Raw genomic sequence first — 18,341 nt, 5'->3', positions numbered from 1 at the left:
AATTCAGGGCAAATATGGTTTATAAATACACGTCAAGGTTTTTATGGAAGTAAAATATTTGAACAATATGGGGAGTAGATTTTATATAAAAACACTTGTGGCATTGCTACAAGTGTTTGTTTTAGTGGGTTGCAATAAAGATGAAATCACAGGATTAACATCTTTACAGAAAGATAAGGCGTTGTTTGTGTACATGATAGCCGATAATGACTTGGATTTTTATGCCACTGCTAACATAAACGAAATGGAAGCATTTATAGCCGAAAATCCAGATAAAGGGAGTATTTATGTCTACATTGACCGAGCCAAGAACCGCAAAACAGCTCATCCACTACTATACCAAATTTCAGCTGACACTACTGCTCAAATCAATTCAAAAATTTTAAAAGTCTATCCTGAAAAAGATTCTTCAAATGAAGTTGTTTTTAAAGAGGTTTTAAATAAGGTAATTACTTTGACTACCGCCAAAAATGAAAAGATTCGTGGCTTGGTACTTTGGTCGCACGGTAGTGCTTGGTTGCCTAAAAGTTCTCTGTTGGCTTCAAACAGAGCCACAGCCGTAAAATCGTTTGGAGTTGACCAAACCGCGACAGAAGACACGGCGATTAATTCTGAAATGGACATCAGAAAATTAGCGAAATCATTAGTAAATTATCACTTTGATTTTTTGTTGTTTGATGCGTGTTTTATGGCATCCATAGAAGTTTTTTATGAACTTAAAAATAGTTTTGATTATATCATTGCCTCGCCAACAGAGGTTTTAGCAACAGGTTTTCCTTACAAAGATATTTTAATAGATATGCTTGAAAATACAGTGAATTACAACAATATTTCTAAAAAATATGTTTCTCATTTTAAACAAAAACAAGGAATTTTACAATCTGCTGCCGTTACTACTATAAAAACAAGTGAATTAAAAAATTTTGCTTATCTTTTTAATAAATGTCTATCACAACAAACGGAAAAAATAGATACAACCAAATGGTTGCAATATGACCAAGAAGGCTCTGATTATCTGTTTGATATGGGGGATTTTTTGAACCATTTACAACCTAATCAAACGGAAATAGAACTTTCAAAACAATTTGAGAAATTAATTGTATGTTACGACCATACATCTTATTTTTTTAATAAAATTCCTTTGGAAAAAAGTACTGGTGTAAGTATCTTTGTTCCCAACAAAATAGATAACACAAATGAGGTTTATGATTTTTACAAAACGCTTTCTTGGAACAATGCTGTTAATATGGTTAATTACATTCATGATTAGTTGTAAAAAGGAAGAAATATTTCAAGAAAATTACAACATAGGTGTAAAAAATAATTATTTTGAAGCTATTGATTCTATAAAGATAGGAAGTGCTACGTTCAATAAGTCTCTTTCAGTGGGAGAAACTTACTTTTTTAAAGAAAAGTTTTCAGTTTCATCGTATAGTGTGAAACTTTATACTACTTCAAATTTGATAATCACTACAAAATTTAAAGCCATAAGTCATAAAAACACTATTTTATTAACCTTGATTTCTGACGGAACTATTTTAATTGATTAAACTTATAAATGATGAAAACAAATACATCTAATCTCATTTTGTTCCTTGTTTTGGGACTGTTTAGCAGTGTTGTTTGGGGACAAAAGAAATATACGATTAGTGGGTATATTACTGAAAAAGGAAGTAAGGAACTTCTTATTGGGGCGAATATTTACATACCTGATTTAAAAGTCGGAACAATAACTAATAATTATGGGTTCTATACCATCTCTCTACCTGAGGGTGAGCATGAGTTATATGTTTCTTATGTAGGGTATCAACTTTTTACACAAAAGATTGAGCTATCGGGAGATATGTCTTTGAATGTAGAGTTGGAAGATGCTCAATTGCTTGAAGAAGTGGTTGTTACAGGGGAAAGAACTCCCATGCTCAGTCGGAGTTCACAGATGAGTACAATCCAAGTTCCGATTGCTCAGGTGCAGAAAATACCTGCCTTATTGGGAGAGAAAGACGTACTGAAAGTTTTACAACTTCTACCTGGAGTACAATCAGGTTCGGAAGGAAGTAGCGGTTTGTATGTTCGTGGAGGAGGGCCTGATCAGAATTTACTCATTCTGGATGATGCTCCCGTTTATAATGCTTCGCATCTGTTTGGGTTTTTCTCTATTTTTAACGGAGATGCTATCAAAAACGTAAATCTTACCAAAGGCGGATTTCCTGCTCGTTACGGAGGAAGGCTTTCGTCAGTATTAGATATGAGCATGAAAGATGGAAATAAAGAACGATTCGCAGGTGATATTGGGATTGGGCTTATCTCATCAAGGCTTACGCTTGAAGCTCCTATCGTTAAAGACAAATCATCGTTTATTATTTCAGGCAGACGAACTTACATTGATCTGTTGACGCGTCCACTAATGCCTGAGAATGCAAAGTTAGGTTACTTTTTTTATGATCTTAACATGAAAATAAACTACGATTTTGGTCAGAAAGATAAACTATATTTAAGTGGGTATTTTGGCAGAGATAAATTCTATTTTAGAGATAAAGAGAGTAGTGGAGAGGTGTTTAAGGGAGGTTTGCATTGGGGTAATGCTACGGCAACACTGCGTTGGAATCACCTATTTACGGATAAAATATTTTCTAATACTTCGTTGATTTTTAGTGATTATTTGTTTGAAATATTCCAAGAAGATACACATAAAAATAACGTTTTCGAAATGCGGTACAACTCAGGGATTAAGGATGTTGGACTGAAATATGATATGCAAATCAATCTGAATCCTAACTATTTGATTCGTACAGGGTTTGCTACTACTTTCCACCGATTTAGACCGAGTGCTATTGTTATTAAAGATCCAGCTTTTAACCAATTTGAACGCAAAATACAAGATATAAAAACATTAGAATCAGGTATTTATATCGAAAATGAGTTGACGTTACAGGAAAAGTTACGACTAAATGCAGGGCTTCGATTGAGTCACTATCTGCACAAAAAAACTTCATATCAAGACCTTGAGCCTCGGTTCTCAGTAGGGTATACTCTGCCCAACGATTGGTCAGTGAAAGCCTCTTACACTTCTATGAGTCAGTACGTACATTTGTTGAGTAGTTCGGGAATTTCACTACCAATGGATTTATGGATACCAACCACTGATGAAGTCAAACCTCAAAAATCAAGACAAGTGGCTTTTGGAGTAGCCAAAGATATTATAGACAGAAATCTAAGTCTTTCCGTAGAAGGATATTATAAAAAAATGGACAATATTATAGGGTATGCTCCTGGAGCAAATTTCTTGTTGTTGGAAGACTTTGAAAGTGTTTCGGAATATGCTTGGCAAGAGAGCATCATTCGAGGGCAGGGATGGTCATACGGAGCAGAATTGTTGTTACAACGGAAGGTTGGAAAGCTGTCGGGTTGGTTAGGCTATACCCTCTCATGGACGCAACATCAATTTGATGGAGATAATGGAGGACGTAAGTTTTTCCCTCGTTACGACCGCCGACACGATGTTTCTCTTGTGGCAATCTACAATCTATCGGAGAAGGTAACCCTTTCAGGTACTTGGGTTTATGGGACAGGCAATGCAATTAGCTTACCTGTATCTTCCTACCAAGTAGACAAAGGAGATGTCTCTGAAGCAATAGATGGATACACTGCATATAACTATGACGAGAAAAATAGTTTCAGAATGCGAGCTTATCATCGATTGGATTTAGCTGTTCAGTTTCATAAAAACAAAGGTAAAAATATGAAACGTACTTGGGAAATAGGGGTTTACAACGCGTATTCGCGTAGAAATCCGTTTTTCTATTCAATCAGAAGCGAGTACTCTGGAAGTAGTTCTGCCAGAAAGAATGTACTTGAGCAGTACTCTATTTTCCCAATAATTCCTTCTGTTACATATAATTTAAAATTCTAAATCGTAATGAAAAAATATTTTAGCATATTACTTCTTCTTGGTGGATTTCTATTAATGAGCTGTGAAAACTTTTTCAAGAGCGAGGTTGACCCACCGCAAATCAGTACCCATCCTCAATTGGTGGTACATAGTTATATTTCAGCGGGTAGCCCCGATGTGAAAGTTAAAGTAGCTCTATCGAACCCAATTTTTGGTAGTCGATCAGAGTCTGGAATGCCTTCGGTGAGTGATGCACGGGTAACTTTGCGAAACGACCAATATGGAAGTGTTACTATTCCCTATGAAACTCACTCAGGATATTACATCATTAGTACCACAAATTTCCCGATTGAAACAGGAAAAACCTATTACTTAGAAGTACAGGATACTAAAGGTAATAAGGCAACGGCTCATTGTACTGTACCTCATGATATTGTAGGGGATGTACAAAACCTAAAGCTTATTAATACTAAAAGCGAAGGTAGTGATGCCTACCAAGTGTCGTTTGACTTTCAGGACACAGCTAACCAGCGTAATTATTACATTCCTGTGATTTTGGTTCGTCAGGAACTGTCTAATTACGATCGCAGATTAGAGGCTAAGTTTTTTACAGATAATAATCGCGATGGACATAGAATCACTGTGCGTTCGGAAAAAGAATTTGGTTCAGCTCAGTATGTAAAAAAGGTAATTGTAACGCTCTATAATGCCGATGTCAATTTCTATGAGTATGCACGTAGTGTGTCTTCACAGAATGAGGCACAGGATGCAGGTCCTTTTGCAGAGACTGTAATTCTTAACTCAAATATAAAAGGAGGATTGGGTGTATTTGGAGCTTATACGAAGAAGGTTGTTACTCTGGAACTTTAGAGAGTATACAAGCAGAGCGTAACTCCTTAGTTAGTCACAAAAAAAGGTTATAAAAGACTTTTTAGGGATATAGATTTCTCAAAACGAATTGTATTTCAAACCATTTTTACTATTTTTGCACCCAATTACTATATTTATTAGAGATATTCAAAACAAAATGCTTGAGAGACTAAACATTGTAAAACAAAGATTTGACGAAGTTTCGGATTTAATCATTCAACCTGATGTTATTTCCGATCAAAAACGCTATATTCAGCTTAACAAAGAATATAAAGACCTCAAAGATCTTATTGATAAGCGAGAGGAATACATCATTGTAACTTCAAACATTAGTGAGGCTGAGGAAATTATCGCCAATGAAACCGATGCTGAAATGGTGGAAATGGCAAAAATGCAATTGGACGAAGCCAAAGAAAAACTTCCGCAATTGGAGGAGGAAATCCGCTTTATGCTTATCCCGAAAGACCCTGAAGATGCCAAAAATGCCGTAATGGAAATCCGTGCGGGAACGGGAGGCGATGAGGCTTCTATTTTCGCAGGGGATTTGTATCGTATGTACACAAAATATTGTCAATCAAAAGGATGGAACACATCTGTAATGGATTACAACGAAGGAACTTCAGGCGGATATAAAGAAATCATCTTTGAAGTTACGGGCGATAACGTGTACGGAACGCTCAAGTTTGAGGCGGGTGTGCATCGAGTGCAACGTGTTCCGCAAACGGAAACGCAAGGGCGAGTGCATACTTCGGCGGCGACTGTGATGGTATTGCCCGAAGCAGAAGAATTTGACGTGGAATTGGATATGGCAGACGTTAAAATCATCAGAACGACCTCAACAGGACCTGGAGGGCAGTCGGTGAACACCACGTATTCCGCCATTCAGTTGCAACACATTCCCACAGGGATTGAAGTACGTTGCCAAGACGAAAAATCACAGCATAAAAACTTGGATAAGGCTTTGAAAGTGTTGCGTTCACGTTTGTACGAGATGGAATTGGCTAAAAAAATGGAAGAAGATTCGGCACGACGTAAAAGTATGGTTTCCAGTGGCGACAGAAGTGCTAAAATCCGTACGTATAACTATCCGCAAGGACGTGTAACTGACCACCGCATCGGGCTGACACTCTACGATTTGCAAAACGTTATCAACGGTGATGTACAACGCCTTATCGACGAGCTACAACTTGCCGAAAATACCGAAAAACTCAAAGAAGGAGATATTTTTTAGTTCATAAATAATAATAATTACTTGGTATTTCTCCCATAAAATTAGTACGAAAGATTTTGATAGACTGAACAACATTAAAAGAATATCTGTATTAGCTAAATTTTTTGAGAAATTGCGGATGTACCGTTTTTTAAGTGATAAGTTTATATGCAATCCATTGCTGAGGTGAACACTTCTATTCCAACTTGAAAAAGTAGTGTTCACCATCAACTTAAATCTTTTCAATTATATTTTTTATACATTAAAAATTACTGTAAACGAACGGCAAGTCTAAGGATATTGCCAAATAAATCTATATTAATCACAAAGGATCTCTTAATAGAAGTGCTTGGATACATTTATTTAGATCCTATCATTAAAAATTAAAGCATGAAAGCAACAAAATTATTTAAAGAATTTTTTGAAAGTGAAAAAGCAGGAGGTTTGATTTTAATAGCCTGTACTGTTATATCTCTTCTGATAGCAAACTCTTCGTTTGGAGAAAGTTATGTTCAATTTTTTCAAACCAAAACTGCAGGTTTGAGCATTGAACATTGGATTAACGATGGACTGATGGCTATTTTCTTCTTACTCATCGGTTTGGAATTAGAACGAGAAATTTACAAAGGAGAACTTTCAAATGTGAAAGATGCATTACTTCCTATTTTTGCAGCTATCGGAGGTATGTTAATTCCTGCGGGAATATTTTTAGCTCTTAATTTCGGAACGAAAACCCAAGCAGGAGCAGGAATCCCAATGGCAACTGACATCGCTTTTGCGTTGGGAATACTCTCATTATTAGGCAATCGCGTTCCTGTTTCGCTGAAAGTGTTTCTTACTGCCTTAGCTGTAATTGACGATTTGGGAGCAATTATTATCATCGCAATCTTCTATACTAAAGAGTTGCTTTGGACAAATCTTCTTATTGCTTTGGGGATATTCGCGGTGTTGTTAGTTTTAAATCGTTTAAAAATTAAATCACTCATTCCTTATTTGTTAGGAGGAGTTGCGATGTGGTATTTCATGTTGGTATCGGGCGTACATGCCACCATAGCAGGGGTGCTATTGGCTTTTGCAATTCCATTTGGTGATGGAGGAGAGGAATCGACTTCCTATAAACTGCAACACTATTTGCATAAACCCGTAGCTTTCGTAATTCTACCGATTTTTGCTTTGGCAAATACTGCTATTTTCTTTGAAGGAGACATTTCCGAGATATTAACACAAAACAATAGCTTGGGAATTGCTTTAGGTTTGATTGTTGGAAAACCATTGGGTATTTTCTTATTATCTTTCTTAGCTGTTTCATTTGGGCTTTGCAAACTGCCTTCCGATATTAATTGGAAATCTGTTTTAGGAGTAGGTTTCTTGGCAGGGATTGGTTTTACTATGTCAATTTTTATCACTCTTTTAGCTTTCGATAACGATATTATGGTTATCAATAACTCTAAGTTAGTTATTTTGCTGTCGTCTCTAATGGCAGGACTTATCGGATTTGTGTCGTTAAAATTGATCTTGAAGAACACTGTGGTGGAGGAAGAAGTATAAAATATGGAGGTGTCTTTTGAAATGAAGTAAGATACAAAGCCCAATTGATATCCGAGAAGGGAAAAATCTGATATATGAAACAATATGAACAGGTTATACAAGTTATGAGAGAAAACGGAGGGTTTGCAACGCTCGGTTTTCTCAATCATAAAGTTGATGTATCTGATTGGGCTACAAAAACTCCTTTTGCTTCCATACGAAGGATTGTACAAGATGAACGATTTTTCTTTAAAATAAAACCAGGACTTTGGGCTTTAAAAGAGTTTCAGAACGAAATTTTAAATAAGTTCGAAATACAATTATCTACAAAGAAAGAACAAGAATTTGCACATACTTATTTTCAGGGATTATTGCTCGAAATAGGAAATTTAAAAGGATACAACACTTTTATTCCCGCACAAGATAAAAATAAATTATTTTTAGACAGACCATTGAGGAGCATTTCTACCTTAGACAAAATATTTGATTTTAGTTATCAAAATATCGTTAATAGGGCTAAAACAATAGATGTGATATGGTTCAATAACAGAAATTTACCACATTCTTTTTTTGAAGTTGAACATTCTACCGATATACAAAATTCGTTATTGAAATTTAATGACTTACAGGATTTTTATTCTAAATTTTATATTTTAAGTGCAAGTGAGAGAAAAAAAGAATTTGAACAAAAAATAGCATATTCTGCATTTAAGCAAATAAAAAATAGAGTACAGTTTATTGATTATGATTTTGTTTCGGATTTGCATACGAAGAGTTTTGAATTGTACAAAATAGGGGATTTAGAATAAAAAAATGAATATTTATAAAATAGAAGTAAAGGAAATTCTATCAAGAATAGTTCCGGTTGAGGCAGAAAACGAACAAGAAGCAGTTCAAAAAGTAGAAGAGATGTATAAAAATGAAGAAATCATTTTAGATTTCGATGATTTTGTAACTCATGAAATCATAGAATATTTAGAATGATTTTTTTTCATGCCTCTTTTATCTGTTTGAATGAATATTTTTAGTATATTTTAATCATTATGACCATCAAAAAAATCTACGCCTGTTGGGTATATGTGAGCGATTTGGAAGTTTCTAAAGCCTTCTTTCAGCAATTGGGATTTGTACTGAAATTTCAGCAGGAAGATTGGGTAGAATTTGACTTAGGGGCGACTTCTTTTGCCATTCTCAAACGTCCTGCCGAGAAAGGAAAAGTCAAACCGCAAAAAACAAGGATTATGTTTGAAGTGGACGATATGGAAAATCTTTACGAAACTCTAAAAAGCCAAAATATTCGTTTTATTGGTACTATCCGATATGAAACTTACGGAAAACTACTTACCTTTGAAGACCCCGACGGCAATTGGTTTGAATTCTTTGAAGATAAAAAGTAATAATGATATAGAAAAATAGTAAACCTTTTCAGTATTAGGATTAAAGTAGTTAGAACTCATTAACCATAAGGCTTTAGTACACAGACTTTTTTCTCTAACTTCATTTATTATCACAAAAATTATTTATTTTTTCTATTTCATACTTTTTTCAATAAAAGCAAAAATTCTAACATCTTCTTAAAATTCTCATAGTCAATTAAAAATCCATAAAAAATCTTTTCCAAAAATTAGGAAAATAAATCTTAAATATCTAACTTTGACAGCAAAAGTAACTGATAAATTACAAGAGGTAAGGATAAAGTGTAAAGTTAAAAGAATAAAGTAACAAAATCCAAGTCACAAGTTAAAAGTTAAAAGGATAAAGTATAAAGTTAAAAGGAAAAGTAACAAAATCTAAGTAGTAAATTAGAAATAATTAAAAGTCATTATAAAATACATAAAAGCAATAGCGGAAAAAGAATAAGTCAGTGTAAAAAATAAATAAGTAAAAGCGGAAAATACAAAAGTTACAGAGGAAAATACAAAAGAAAGTACGGAATGAATACTTATTTTAGTAGAAAATTAAAAAGTAAGTACGGAAAATAAAAAAGTGACTTGATAAAATAAAAATCCTTGATAAAAAATTAAAAATACAATTATTTAACTATAAAAAATATAAAATTATGGCTTCCAAAATCTATTTTACAAACGAAGAAATGCTTCAAAATGCTAAAGTTCTTTTTGAAACATTGGAAAATAATAGCAAAATTGCCGATAAATTAGACGATTATGGCTATTCTGAATCGGAAATTGCTAAAGGAAAGGCACTTTACGAAAAGGCTCAAGCTCAGTATGGTTCTAACAAAAAAGAAACCGAAGAAGAACGTGTTGCGTATCTGAATTTCAAACAAAAAATGGATGAAACCTCTAAATCCTATCGCGAACATCGCAACAAAGCAAAGCTCATTTTTAAAAATAATGAAGAAGCAAAAGTAAGATTAGCATTAAAGGGAAGTCCTTCAAAGTCTATCGTCGCACTTTTGGAAGAAATGACCTTGTTTTACAAGAATTTAGCCGAGCAAGAAACCCTACGCACTCCATTAGAAAGGGTAAAAATCACCCAACAGATAATCACTGAAAAACAATCGGAAATCGCACAGACCAAAGATTTGTACGCCATTTATTCTCAGGAAAAAAATGAAAGCGAACAAGCTACTAAAGACAAAAATAAAGCCTTTGAAGCTCTCGATAAATGGACACGTGAACTTTATAGTTATGCAAAATACGCTCTTGCCGATGAGCCTCAGTTTTTACAAATGTTTGGACGAGCAATACGATAATAGTTTCTATCAAACTAATCCAAGTCAAAGTTTAAATACAAATAGACTTTAGCTTGGCTCTATCTGACGCTCAAAAAAAGTATTATTTTTCATAATATAGATTATTTCTTGTATCAAATTGCATTTTTTTGAGTAAAATCAAGGAATATCATCAAAGTAAATACAAAAGTTCAAGCTTTTAACTAATTAACTATCATTTATTTTAACGCAATCAATTGGAAAACAAAGTACAATTATGAGTTTTGGCGGACACGTATTGGATATGATAAAAAGAACAAATGCAAACAATGCTTTGCGTGAGAAATATCGTGCCAAAAAAGATAAAATGACTAACAATCGGTGGAAGTCAGAAGTAAATGGTAAAATATCTGAAGAGAAAGAAATATCCGAAGAGGAATTAGAGTATATAAAATTGGCTATCAGAAGTAAATTAAAAAAAGAACGGATAAAACAAAATATTTTAATCTATGGTATCTGTATAGTATTATTCCTTTTGTTACTTTGTTGGATATATTTTTCTTGAGAGTGTTGTGTTTTTTGAATTATTTGATTGATAAGAAGTTAAAATATAGCAACTTAAAGTTTATATCAAGATGAAATCATATGATGATAAATGTAATTTGTCAGAATAGATATACAAAAAATGAAATTGTTTAAAAAAGTATAAAAAACTACCTAAAAAGACCTATCTTTGGAAGCTTAAAAGGCAAAATTTTTTCTGTTTTAAAGAAGAAATCATCTTAATTACAGCATTATAACACCATAAAAATAAAAAGTATCAGTATATGACACTACAAAAACTAATAAATCAAATACGGAAAAAGAAATCATTCTTATGTGTAGGACTTGATGTGGATTTGACAAAAGTTCCTTCACATTTGTTACAAACCGAAGACCCTATTTTTGAGTTCAATAAAGCCATTATCGATGCGACACACTCTTTCGCGGTGGCTTACAAACCCAATACGGCATTTTATGAGGCTTATGGGGTGAAAGGTTGGCAATCATTGGCAAAAACTATTGCATATATCAATGAAAATCACTCTGATATATTTACCATTGCCGATGCGAAACGTGGTGATATTGGTAATACGTCAGCAATGTATGCTAAGGCTTTTTTCAATGATTTGCAGTTCGATAGCGTTACGGTAGCTCCATATATGGGAAAGGATTCGGTAGAGCCCTTTTTAGCTTTTGAAGATAAAATTACCATACTTTTAGCTTTGACTTCCAATGCGGGAGCTTTTGATTTTCAGACACAAATGGTAAATAATGAGGAGCTTTATAAAAAAGTGTTGCAGACTTCTTTAACGTGGGAAAATAGTCAGAATTTGATGTACGTAGTAGGAGCTACCAAAGCCGAATATCTGAAAGAAATTCGTAAGATTGTGCCGAATCACTTTTTGTTGGTTCCCGGTGTAGGAGCTCAAGGCGGTAGTTTGGACGAGGTTTGTGAGTATGGACTCAATGCAGATAATGGTTTGCTGATAAACTCTTCAAGAGGAATCATTTATGCCTCCAACGGCACTGATTTTGCGGAAAAAGCCCGTGAAGAAGCCCAAAAATTACAACAACAAATGGAAAAATGGGTGCGATAAGCACAATTTAGTTAACTTTTACATATAAATAAACTTACTTCCAGCCAAAATAAAGTCAATGATATCTCGAAGTTGTTGACTTATTTTTGGATTGGTCATGTTAAAAAGCATTACAACAACTACCTGCTCTTCAGGATATACAAAAAACCAAGCATAACCACCGATGCCATTTCCAGAGTGTCCGTAGTAGGTGCGTCCAGCCCAATCCTTGGTAGATTGCCAACCAATGCCACAACCTGTTGAACTTCCGGCAGAGGTTTGCTGAGGCATTAGCATTTCTTCTTTTATTTTTTGAGAGATGAACCCGTCAGACAATACGGCATTTCCAAATTTAGCAACATCTTCTGAGGTGGACAGATAGCCTCCACCAGCTAATTTATAGAAATTATTTACATCGGGCGAACGTACAAAACCTTTACCTTTATTTTTGTTTGAGTAAGGAATAGCTTGATTTTTGATGATTTTTCCTTTGTCAGGAAGGGTGTTTTTCATCTGTAAAGGTTTTAAAAGTTCATCGGAAACAATATTTTCAAAGCTCTTTTTTAGATATTTTTGCATCGCTAAGGAAATTAAATTCCAGTTGAAACTACTGTATAAGTATTGTGTTCCGGGAACAGATAATAAGGATTCATTTTTAAACATGTTGATTCCCTGTTCAATGGTCATTGGTTTGTTGCTAAACGGTTCTCTTCCTTTGTAGGAACGAATTCCTGCGAGATGTCCACCCAATTGCTTGATGGTGAAGTCATGTTTTTTCTTGGGATAGTTGGGAAGATAGGTGTAAATTGATTTGTTCCAGTCGAACTTCTTTTTTTCCTGTAATTTAGCCAAGGTGGTTGCTGACATAGGCTTTGACACACTGGCTATTCGGAATAGTGTTTTTTGTGGTGATACGGGAGTTTTATGTTGTAAATCAGCAAAGCCATATCCTTGTTGCCAAAGTATTTTATTTTTTTTAGTGATGGTAATTGCAACACCAGGTACGGTACCTTTGTGAATTAACGAAAGGATAATCTTTTCGGCTTCTTTTTTTCCATCGGCAAATGAACGTACTTTCGCAATTTTTTCACGTTTTATTGAGTCATTCTGAGGGAAAACCCAAGGGATTGATAGAAAATATATGAAAAATATCAATTTCATTTGTGTTTGTATCATTATTTTTTTATCCGTAATAAATATTTTTCCGACTTATAGTTTTTCTCTTTCGAATGGAAGAGTTTTAAATGACGTATTTGTTTTATTGTAAACAAATAATGGTTGTTTCAAAACTTTATTCGTTTTCCGTCTTCGGATAGTAGGGTATTTTTAAAAACCGTTTGGGCTTCTTTTAGAAAAAGATTTTTGTCGGAATATCTTGATGAATAATGTCCTATAATAAGAACCTCAGCTCCTGCATTTTTAGCAGTCAATGCCGCTTGGAGAGCTGTTGAATGCATTGTTTTTTCTGCTAGTTCCGTATGTTGTTGTAAAAATGTGGATTCGTGATAGATTGTTCTAACACCTTTAATTTCAGATGCTAATTCTTCAAAATAAATTGTATCACTACAATAGGCATAGCTCTGAGGTTCAATCGGGTCAAAGCTGAGTAGCTCATTTGCTATTACTTCGCCATGGGGTAAGGTGATGTTTTTCCCGTTTTTAATGTTTTGATAATCACATGTTTCAATGCCATAGTTGTAGATTGCATCTAAATTTAGTTGGCGATCACCTATTTTCTCTCGGAAAATGAAACCATTGGTATAAACTCGATGTTTTAGTGGAATAGTTTGGACACTTACCTTTTCGTCGTCTAATAATATTTCGGACTCTTCGGAAGTTAATTCGTGAAAAATCAAAGGGAAAGCAGTCCATGCATTTCCCAGTTTGAGTAGCAACAATATAGCTTCTTTGATACCTTTTGGGCCGTAAATATGCAATTCTGTTTCTCTTCCTAAAAGTTGGAAAGTGGAAATTAAACCTGGTAGCCCATAGAAATGGTCGCCATGTAGGTGCGAGATAAATATGTGCTTAATTCTTGAAAATTTAACATTTGCATTTCGTAGAGCCATTTGTGAACCTTCACCACAATCAATGAGAAATAGATGCCCTCGCAGTTCCAAAACCTGCGATGAAGGACGTGCGTTCGGGCGTGGAGTGGCACTATGGCAACCTAAAATCGTCAGTTCCATTAAAATCCTAAATCACGTTGAATGTCCTCAATTTCAATTACATCTTTTGCTTCCTGAATGGTAGGAGTCAAATTGATTTCATTAGGGATATTTCCGTATGTAATCTCTTCACTAACAATGACTAAGCTTTTTTTGTTTTTCTTAGTGTGATATTTTGAAATTTCTACAAACGGAATTAAGTCCTTGGTTTCTAAATCCTTAATCTCTGATAAATCTAAGATAATATGCGTAGACTTCAACTCTTCTTTATCTTTAAATGTATTGACAAAGTCTGATAATTCTGATTTTTTTATTGTTATGATTTTTGTACTCATCTTTTATCTATTTATTTTTGAGGCTAATAAATAAATCACAGCCATGCGGATAGCAACTCCATTTTCGACTTGATCTAAGATTATGGATTGTTTAGAGTCAGCTACTTCACTGGTGATTTCTACCCCTCGATTGATAGGGCCGGGGTGCATAATTACGATTTCTTTTGGTAGATTGTCTAAAATAGATTTGGTTACACCGTATTGTTGTGCATACTCACGGGTGGTGGGGAAATAGCTGATATCCAAACGCTCATTTTGAATACGTAGCATATTGGCAACGTCACACCATTCTAAAGCTTTGATTAGGTTGTGTTCTACTTCTACACCAAGTGTGTGAATGTATTTAGGAATTAATGTCTTAGGGCCACATACTTTTACTTGAGCTCCCTGCAATTGCAATGCAAATATGTTGGAAAGAGCCACACGTGAATGTAGAATATCGCCCACAATTACTACTTTTTTACCTGCGAGGTCACCTAACTTTTCGCGGATGGAATAGGAGTCCAACAAGGCTTGTGTAGGATGTTCGTGAGCTCCGTCACCCGCGTTAACGATGGAAGCATTTACGTGTTTGGATAGAAAAACACATGCGCCAGGGTTCGGATGTCGCATCACGACCATGTCTACCTTCATTGCCAAAATGTTATTTACCGTGTCAATCAGAGTTTCTCCTTTAGCTACAGACGATTGTGATGCTGAAAAGTTAATTACATCCGCCGATAATCGTTTTTCTGCTAACTCAAACGATAATTTAGTTCGAGTGCTGTTTTCAAAAAATAAATTGGCAATAGTAATATCCCGTAATGATGGTACTTTTTTTATAGGTCGGTTAATAACCTCTTTAAAATGGTCAGCGGTTTCAAAAATAAGTTGGATATCCTTTTCGGTGATGTATTTTATTCCTAATAGGTGATTTACACTTAATTCGCTCATGATGAATGTTATATTTTGTCTTTATTGATGATGTAAACGGTATCTTCACCGTCTTTTTCCTTCCAGTGTACTATCACACGCTCTTGATTGATGGCATCGACTTGCCTCCCTTTGTAGTTGGGTTGGATGGGCAGATGTCTGCTAAAACGTCGGTCGATGAATACTAAAAGTTCAATTTCTGATGGACGGCCAAATGATTGTATGGCTGTCAGAGCCGAACGGATGCTACGTCCAGTGTAAAGTACATCGTCTACAAATACTACTTTTTTATCCTCAACAATGAAATTAATATCTGTAGAATTTGCCTCTAATGGTTTGTTATTTCTTCTGAAATCGTCACGAAAAAAAGTGATGTCCAACAATCCTAAAGGGACGTTTTTGATGTTGTATTTTTCGCTGAGTAATGTTACTAAACGTTTGGCTAAAAATGTTCCTCGAGGTTGAATACCGATTAAGGCTGTATTTGAAAAATCGCCGTGTCGCTCTATAAGTTGACATGCCAGTCGATTAAGAATTACGTTCATTTCAGAGGAAGATACTATTTCCTTCTTATGTGTATCTTTTTGGTTCATACGTTAGAATTTTAGTTTGTTTAGGTTATTCACCGCGTCCGCATTTCCTTTCTGAACGGCTCTTTCAAAAAGTGTTTTGGCTTTGGCACGATCCCCAATCATGTAGTAACAAGATGCATAATAATTATCCATGGCAGGACTTGGAGTAGCTCCCAATTCTTCCATCCGAACGATATCTTTGATAGCGTTTTGATATTGCTGTAGGTTATAATAACAGATGGCTCTTTGTCCTAAAGCATCAACATGAGCTGGAACTTTTTCTAAGAATTGAGATAGTAGCTTAACTGCCTCCACGTAGTCTCGTTGTTGTTGTAATTGTAAAGCCTTTCCATAGATGGGTAAATACTGTTCCATTTGGAGTCGAGATGTGATTTTCATCTGATTATCAACCACAGTTTTGTCGTTTGGCACATATTTTATCGCTGTATCCAAAACTGCTTTTGCTTCTTCTACCATGCCATTCTTTTCTAATAGATAGGCCAGAGCATTCCATGCACTTGCTTCTTGACGCTTAGCGTTTCTTCCGTCTCTGTCCACATCAACATGAAACCTTTCTTTTAGTATTTTTTTCCATTTTTTAGGTTTTTTTGTTGAAGTTGTGTCTGGTGGACTCAATTCCAGAAAATCTTTCCATAGCTCGATAGATTCATTTTCTCGCCCCATACCATTCAAACCATAAGTTGCCAGATTTACATTTCCGAAGAAATTGGGTTTTGCTACTTTTGCCCAGATAGCATATTTGTAAATACTGTCGTACTTTTTGTTTTCTTCCATGAAGTAGGATACAGCTGTAAAGTAGTCAGCACGTCCGTCCCAAGGATTATATTCAATGGATTGTAAAACTTTACGAGCCTCGTCAAATTTCTTTTCGTCAATGAGATAACGAGCTTTTTCCACATCTACTGGTTCAGCAACGGCTGTCAAATTTGGGATTTTAGGATAGTTTTGAATTAAAAAATCCGATGTAGATTTTGTTTTTCGAACTCCTTGTTGCTCTTCTTTGACCATCCGCTGAATTTTTGATGAATCGAAGTACATTTTTTGTACTACTACGTTTGCTAAATTTACCACGATAGTAACGATAGCTATCATTCCAATAATGGCTCCTGAATTTGCTTTAACGGATTTTTTATCAGTGTTTTCTTCAGCTATTACACTTTCTTCAATTTGATTGTTTTTACTCAAATGAACGACCAATAATCCAACAGCTAATCCAACATAAATTGCAAATAGAGACTGAATTTCAGGTCTGTCTTGGGGAAAGTTAAAAAATGCATCGAAGGAGTAGGCGAAAAGTCCGAATAAAGGTAAAAATAACCATTTTTCTAATTCTGAATTTTTATTTTTGTAAGTAGCACGTAAGAAATAATACGCTATCAATAAAAATATTGACAAGAAAGCTAACCCAGCAAAGATACCAGCTTCTGAGGTTAATTCAAGAAAGTCGTTGTGAGCCTTGTACATATATATGTAATGAGGGCTGTACGAGTTTTCGTATTCCAAATAGCGAACCTTCCAGTTCCCGATTCCTACTCCCAACAGAGGGTCATTTGGAATCATCTCTGTAAGGGTTGTTGTCCAAGCTGTTTTCCGAAGGTTATTACTTGTGTTCTCTTGATCTGCAATTGTAGCCAAACGAGCCGTGAAACTTGTACTTTCCTTAATAGCTTTTGGATACATCACTCCTTGCACAAAGGAAAATATTCCAAAGGCGATTAACACAAATAGCGTATGTCCACCAACGCTAACAGCAGTTTTTTTATTTTTTAGAATGAAATAATTTAATATACCATATCCAATGAGTACAAACATGATGATGAATGTAGCTAAGTAGAAAGCACGTGCACTCATGAAAAATATAGCAAGAGTTCCCACAAGGGTTCCGATACCTCCAATAATGCGAAGTTTATCCTTTTTGAAGAAGAACAACCAAATTGCAAACGGAATTTTAATAAACATTGCTGAAGCTAAAATGTTTTTGTTTGAATAGGAGGACTTTATGTCGATATCTGAGCCTGTTCCCTTAATGATTTTTGACACCCCACGAAATGTTTCTAACGAATCGTAAAGCAATAAAGCGGTCATTGAAACGGCTAAAACCGTAATGCTTTTCGGATTATAAATCACTAAAGCGGATACCATCCAAGCTGCCGAAAATGCGGTGAAGACTTTGAAAAAATGTAAAACAGCCTCTTCAACATTAATTACTTTTGCAAATGAAAGCAAAGCAAAAAAGATGATGGTGGTGTATGCAATTCCAATTTTATTGGTGAAAAAACCAAAAAGGACTTTATTTTTCTCTCTGAAATCTTTAATTGAGAACACCAAAATAGCAACCACTAAGTTCAATATGGCAAAAGTGTAGAATTTGGGAGCATTCGAGTCAAAAGCCATCCAATTGGGAGTCAATACAGTTACGTATCCATAAGCTATCAAAAGAATGCTGGTTAAGAGATTCAGAGTAGCATTTCCTTTTTTATGACTTGAAAATGAACCTGAAATAGCCGCGGTTTTGTTGCGTTTCTTTGTTTTCATTGTTTGCGT

The 18,341-nt window shown here is 34.9% G+C and carries 18 protein-coding genes; 12 read left to right on the top strand and 6 right to left on the bottom strand.

The genetic code is table 11. From position 1 onward, the window contains the following. The first annotated feature begins 67 nt into the window (after positions 1-67). The 12 genes from CCAND38_RS07695 to pyrF all read left to right on the top strand — a co-directional run bounded on the left by CCAND38_RS07695 (position 68) and on the right by pyrF (position 11,810). The gene (locus CCAND38_RS07695; RefSeq protein WP_197066343.1) at positions 68-1,270 is read left to right on the top strand and encodes a clostripain-related cysteine peptidase; all 1,203 of its coding nucleotides are present in this window, start codon (positions 68-70) and stop codon (positions 1,268-1,270) included. Further along, positions 1,263-1,550 carry a hypothetical protein gene (locus CCAND38_RS07690; RefSeq protein WP_042344682.1) on the top strand — a complete coding sequence of 96 codons (288 nt, stop codon included), beginning with the start codon at positions 1,263-1,265 and terminating at the stop codon, positions 1,548-1,550. Before CCAND38_RS07695 ends, CCAND38_RS07690 begins: the two co-directional genes overlap by 8 nt. Before the next feature lie 11 nt (positions 1,551-1,561). Then, positions 1,562-3,910, top strand: coding sequence for a TonB-dependent receptor (locus CCAND38_RS07685; protein ID WP_082024974.1), 2,349 nt, complete (start codon positions 1,562-1,564; stop codon positions 3,908-3,910). Positions 3,911-3,916: 6 nt separating this feature from the next. Then, positions 3,917-4,759 carry a DUF4249 domain-containing protein gene (locus CCAND38_RS07680; RefSeq protein ID WP_082024973.1) on the top strand — a complete coding sequence of 281 codons (843 nt, stop codon included), beginning with the start codon at positions 3,917-3,919 and terminating at the stop codon, positions 4,757-4,759. A 157-nt stretch (positions 4,760-4,916) separates the two neighbouring features. After that, positions 4,917-5,990, top strand: coding sequence for a peptide chain release factor 1 (gene prfA, locus CCAND38_RS07675; RefSeq protein ID WP_042344688.1), 1,074 nt, complete (start codon positions 4,917-4,919; stop codon positions 5,988-5,990). A 369-nt stretch (positions 5,991-6,359) separates the two neighbouring features. Beyond that, positions 6,360-7,517 carry a Na+/H+ antiporter NhaA gene (gene nhaA / locus CCAND38_RS07670; protein ID WP_042344679.1) on the top strand — a complete coding sequence of 386 codons (1,158 nt, stop codon included), beginning with the start codon at positions 6,360-6,362 and terminating at the stop codon, positions 7,515-7,517. A gap of 74 nt (positions 7,518-7,591) precedes the next feature. Next, on the top strand, positions 7,592-8,305 hold the full coding sequence (locus tag CCAND38_RS07665) for a type II restriction enzyme NmeDI-related protein (protein WP_042344678.1): 714 nt from the start codon (positions 7,592-7,594) through the stop codon (positions 8,303-8,305). A 4-nt stretch (positions 8,306-8,309) separates the two neighbouring features. After that, on the top strand, positions 8,310-8,480 hold the full coding sequence (locus CCAND38_RS11530) for a DpnD/PcfM family protein (RefSeq protein ID WP_082021468.1): 171 nt from the start codon (positions 8,310-8,312) through the stop codon (positions 8,478-8,480). Between the two features lie 59 nt (positions 8,481-8,539). Beyond that, positions 8,540-8,893, top strand: coding sequence for a VOC family protein (locus CCAND38_RS07660; RefSeq protein WP_042344676.1), 354 nt, complete (start codon positions 8,540-8,542; stop codon positions 8,891-8,893). A gap of 662 nt (positions 8,894-9,555) precedes the next feature. Then, a complete protein-coding gene (locus tag CCAND38_RS07655; protein WP_042344675.1) occupies positions 9,556-10,212 on the top strand; it encodes a PQLLE family protein in 657 nt (218 codons plus the stop codon). A 235-nt stretch (positions 10,213-10,447) separates the two neighbouring features. After that, positions 10,448-10,735, top strand: coding sequence for a hypothetical protein (locus CCAND38_RS07650; RefSeq protein WP_042344674.1), 288 nt, complete (start codon positions 10,448-10,450; stop codon positions 10,733-10,735). A gap of 262 nt (positions 10,736-10,997) precedes the next feature. Then, positions 10,998-11,810 (top strand): orotidine-5'-phosphate decarboxylase, encoded by an 813-nt coding sequence (gene pyrF / locus CCAND38_RS07645; protein WP_042008480.1) that lies wholly within the window; start codon positions 10,998-11,000, stop codon positions 11,808-11,810. Positions 11,811-11,828: 18 nt separating this feature from the next. Here pyrF and CCAND38_RS07640 read toward each other — a convergent pair whose 3' ends face one another. The 6 genes from CCAND38_RS07640 to CCAND38_RS07615 form a co-directional block, all read right to left on the bottom strand. Beyond that, positions 11,829-12,965, bottom strand: coding sequence for a serine hydrolase domain-containing protein (locus CCAND38_RS07640; protein ID WP_231550016.1), 1,137 nt, complete (start codon positions 12,963-12,965; stop codon positions 11,829-11,831). Positions 12,966-13,072: 107 nt separating this feature from the next. Then, on the bottom strand, positions 13,073-13,978 hold the full coding sequence (locus CCAND38_RS07635; RefSeq protein ID WP_042344673.1) for a ribonuclease Z: 906 nt from the start codon (positions 13,976-13,978) through the stop codon (positions 13,073-13,075). Beyond that, positions 13,978-14,292: a hypothetical protein gene (locus CCAND38_RS07630; RefSeq protein ID WP_042008483.1), complete on the bottom strand. Its 315-nt coding sequence runs from the start codon at positions 14,290-14,292 to the stop codon at positions 13,978-13,980. The genes CCAND38_RS07635 and CCAND38_RS07630 overlap by 1 nt, the downstream gene beginning before the upstream one ends. Positions 14,293-14,295: 3 nt before the next feature. Beyond that, a complete protein-coding gene (locus tag CCAND38_RS07625) occupies positions 14,296-15,225 on the bottom strand; it encodes an aspartate carbamoyltransferase catalytic subunit (protein WP_042008484.1) in 930 nt (309 codons plus the stop codon). An 8-nt stretch (positions 15,226-15,233) separates the two neighbouring features. Continuing rightward, positions 15,234-15,797, bottom strand: a complete 564-nt coding sequence (gene pyrR, locus CCAND38_RS07620; RefSeq protein ID WP_042008486.1) for a bifunctional pyr operon transcriptional regulator/uracil phosphoribosyltransferase PyrR — start codon at positions 15,795-15,797, stop codon at positions 15,234-15,236. A 3-nt stretch (positions 15,798-15,800) separates the two neighbouring features. Continuing rightward, on the bottom strand, positions 15,801-18,332 hold the full coding sequence (locus tag CCAND38_RS07615; RefSeq protein WP_042344672.1) for an O-antigen ligase family protein: 2,532 nt from the start codon (positions 18,330-18,332) through the stop codon (positions 15,801-15,803). Positions 18,333-18,341 lie beyond the last annotated feature (9 nt).

The sequence above is a fragment of the Capnocytophaga canis genome (genome assembly GCF_000827555.1).
Taxonomy (GTDB): Bacteria; Bacteroidota; Bacteroidia; order Flavobacteriales; family Flavobacteriaceae; genus Capnocytophaga; species Capnocytophaga canis.
Note: the sequence above shows the minus strand (reverse complement) of the source record. Positions and strands in the feature narration are given on the sequence as shown.

Excerpts from the sequence above, each read along its gene's own strand:
- CCAND38_RS07690 (WP_042344682.1), top strand. The coding sequence starts at position 1,263 with ATGATTAGTTGTAAAAAGGAAGAAATATTTCAAGAAAATTACAACATA.
- nhaA (WP_042344679.1), top strand. The coding sequence starts at position 6,360 with ATGAAAGCAACAAAATTATTTAAAGAATTTTTTGAAAGTGAAAAAGCA.
- pyrR (WP_042008486.1), bottom strand. The coding sequence starts at position 15,797 with ATGAACCAAAAAGATACACATAAGAAGGAAATAGTATCTTCCTCTGAA.
- prfA (WP_042344688.1), top strand. The coding sequence starts at position 4,917 with ATGCTTGAGAGACTAAACATTGTAAAACAAAGATTTGACGAAGTTTCG.
- CCAND38_RS11530 (WP_082021468.1), top strand. The coding sequence starts at position 8,310 with ATGAATATTTATAAAATAGAAGTAAAGGAAATTCTATCAAGAATAGTT.
- CCAND38_RS07680 (WP_082024973.1), top strand. The coding sequence starts at position 3,917 with ATGAAAAAATATTTTAGCATATTACTTCTTCTTGGTGGATTTCTATTA.
- CCAND38_RS07615 (WP_042344672.1), bottom strand. The coding sequence starts at position 18,332 with ATGAAAACAAAGAAACGCAACAAAACCGCGGCTATTTCAGGTTCATTT.
- CCAND38_RS07650 (WP_042344674.1), top strand. The coding sequence starts at position 10,448 with ATGAGTTTTGGCGGACACGTATTGGATATGATAAAAAGAACAAATGCA.
- pyrF (WP_042008480.1), top strand. The coding sequence starts at position 10,998 with ATGACACTACAAAAACTAATAAATCAAATACGGAAAAAGAAATCATTC.
- CCAND38_RS07660 (WP_042344676.1), top strand. The coding sequence starts at position 8,540 with ATGACCATCAAAAAAATCTACGCCTGTTGGGTATATGTGAGCGATTTG.
- CCAND38_RS07635 (WP_042344673.1), bottom strand. The coding sequence starts at position 13,978 with ATGGAACTGACGATTTTAGGTTGCCATAGTGCCACTCCACGCCCGAAC.
- CCAND38_RS07685 (WP_082024974.1), top strand. The coding sequence starts at position 1,562 with ATGAAAACAAATACATCTAATCTCATTTTGTTCCTTGTTTTGGGACTG.
- CCAND38_RS07655 (WP_042344675.1), top strand. The coding sequence starts at position 9,556 with ATGGCTTCCAAAATCTATTTTACAAACGAAGAAATGCTTCAAAATGCT.
- CCAND38_RS07630 (WP_042008483.1), bottom strand. The coding sequence starts at position 14,292 with ATGAGTACAAAAATCATAACAATAAAAAAATCAGAATTATCAGACTTT.
- CCAND38_RS07695 (WP_197066343.1), top strand. The coding sequence starts at position 68 with ATGGGGAGTAGATTTTATATAAAAACACTTGTGGCATTGCTACAAGTG.
- CCAND38_RS07665 (WP_042344678.1), top strand. The coding sequence starts at position 7,592 with ATGAAACAATATGAACAGGTTATACAAGTTATGAGAGAAAACGGAGGG.
- CCAND38_RS07640 (WP_231550016.1), bottom strand. The coding sequence starts at position 12,965 with ATGATACAAACACAAATGAAATTGATATTTTTCATATATTTTCTATCA.
- CCAND38_RS07625 (WP_042008484.1), bottom strand. The coding sequence starts at position 15,225 with ATGAGCGAATTAAGTGTAAATCACCTATTAGGAATAAAATACATCACC.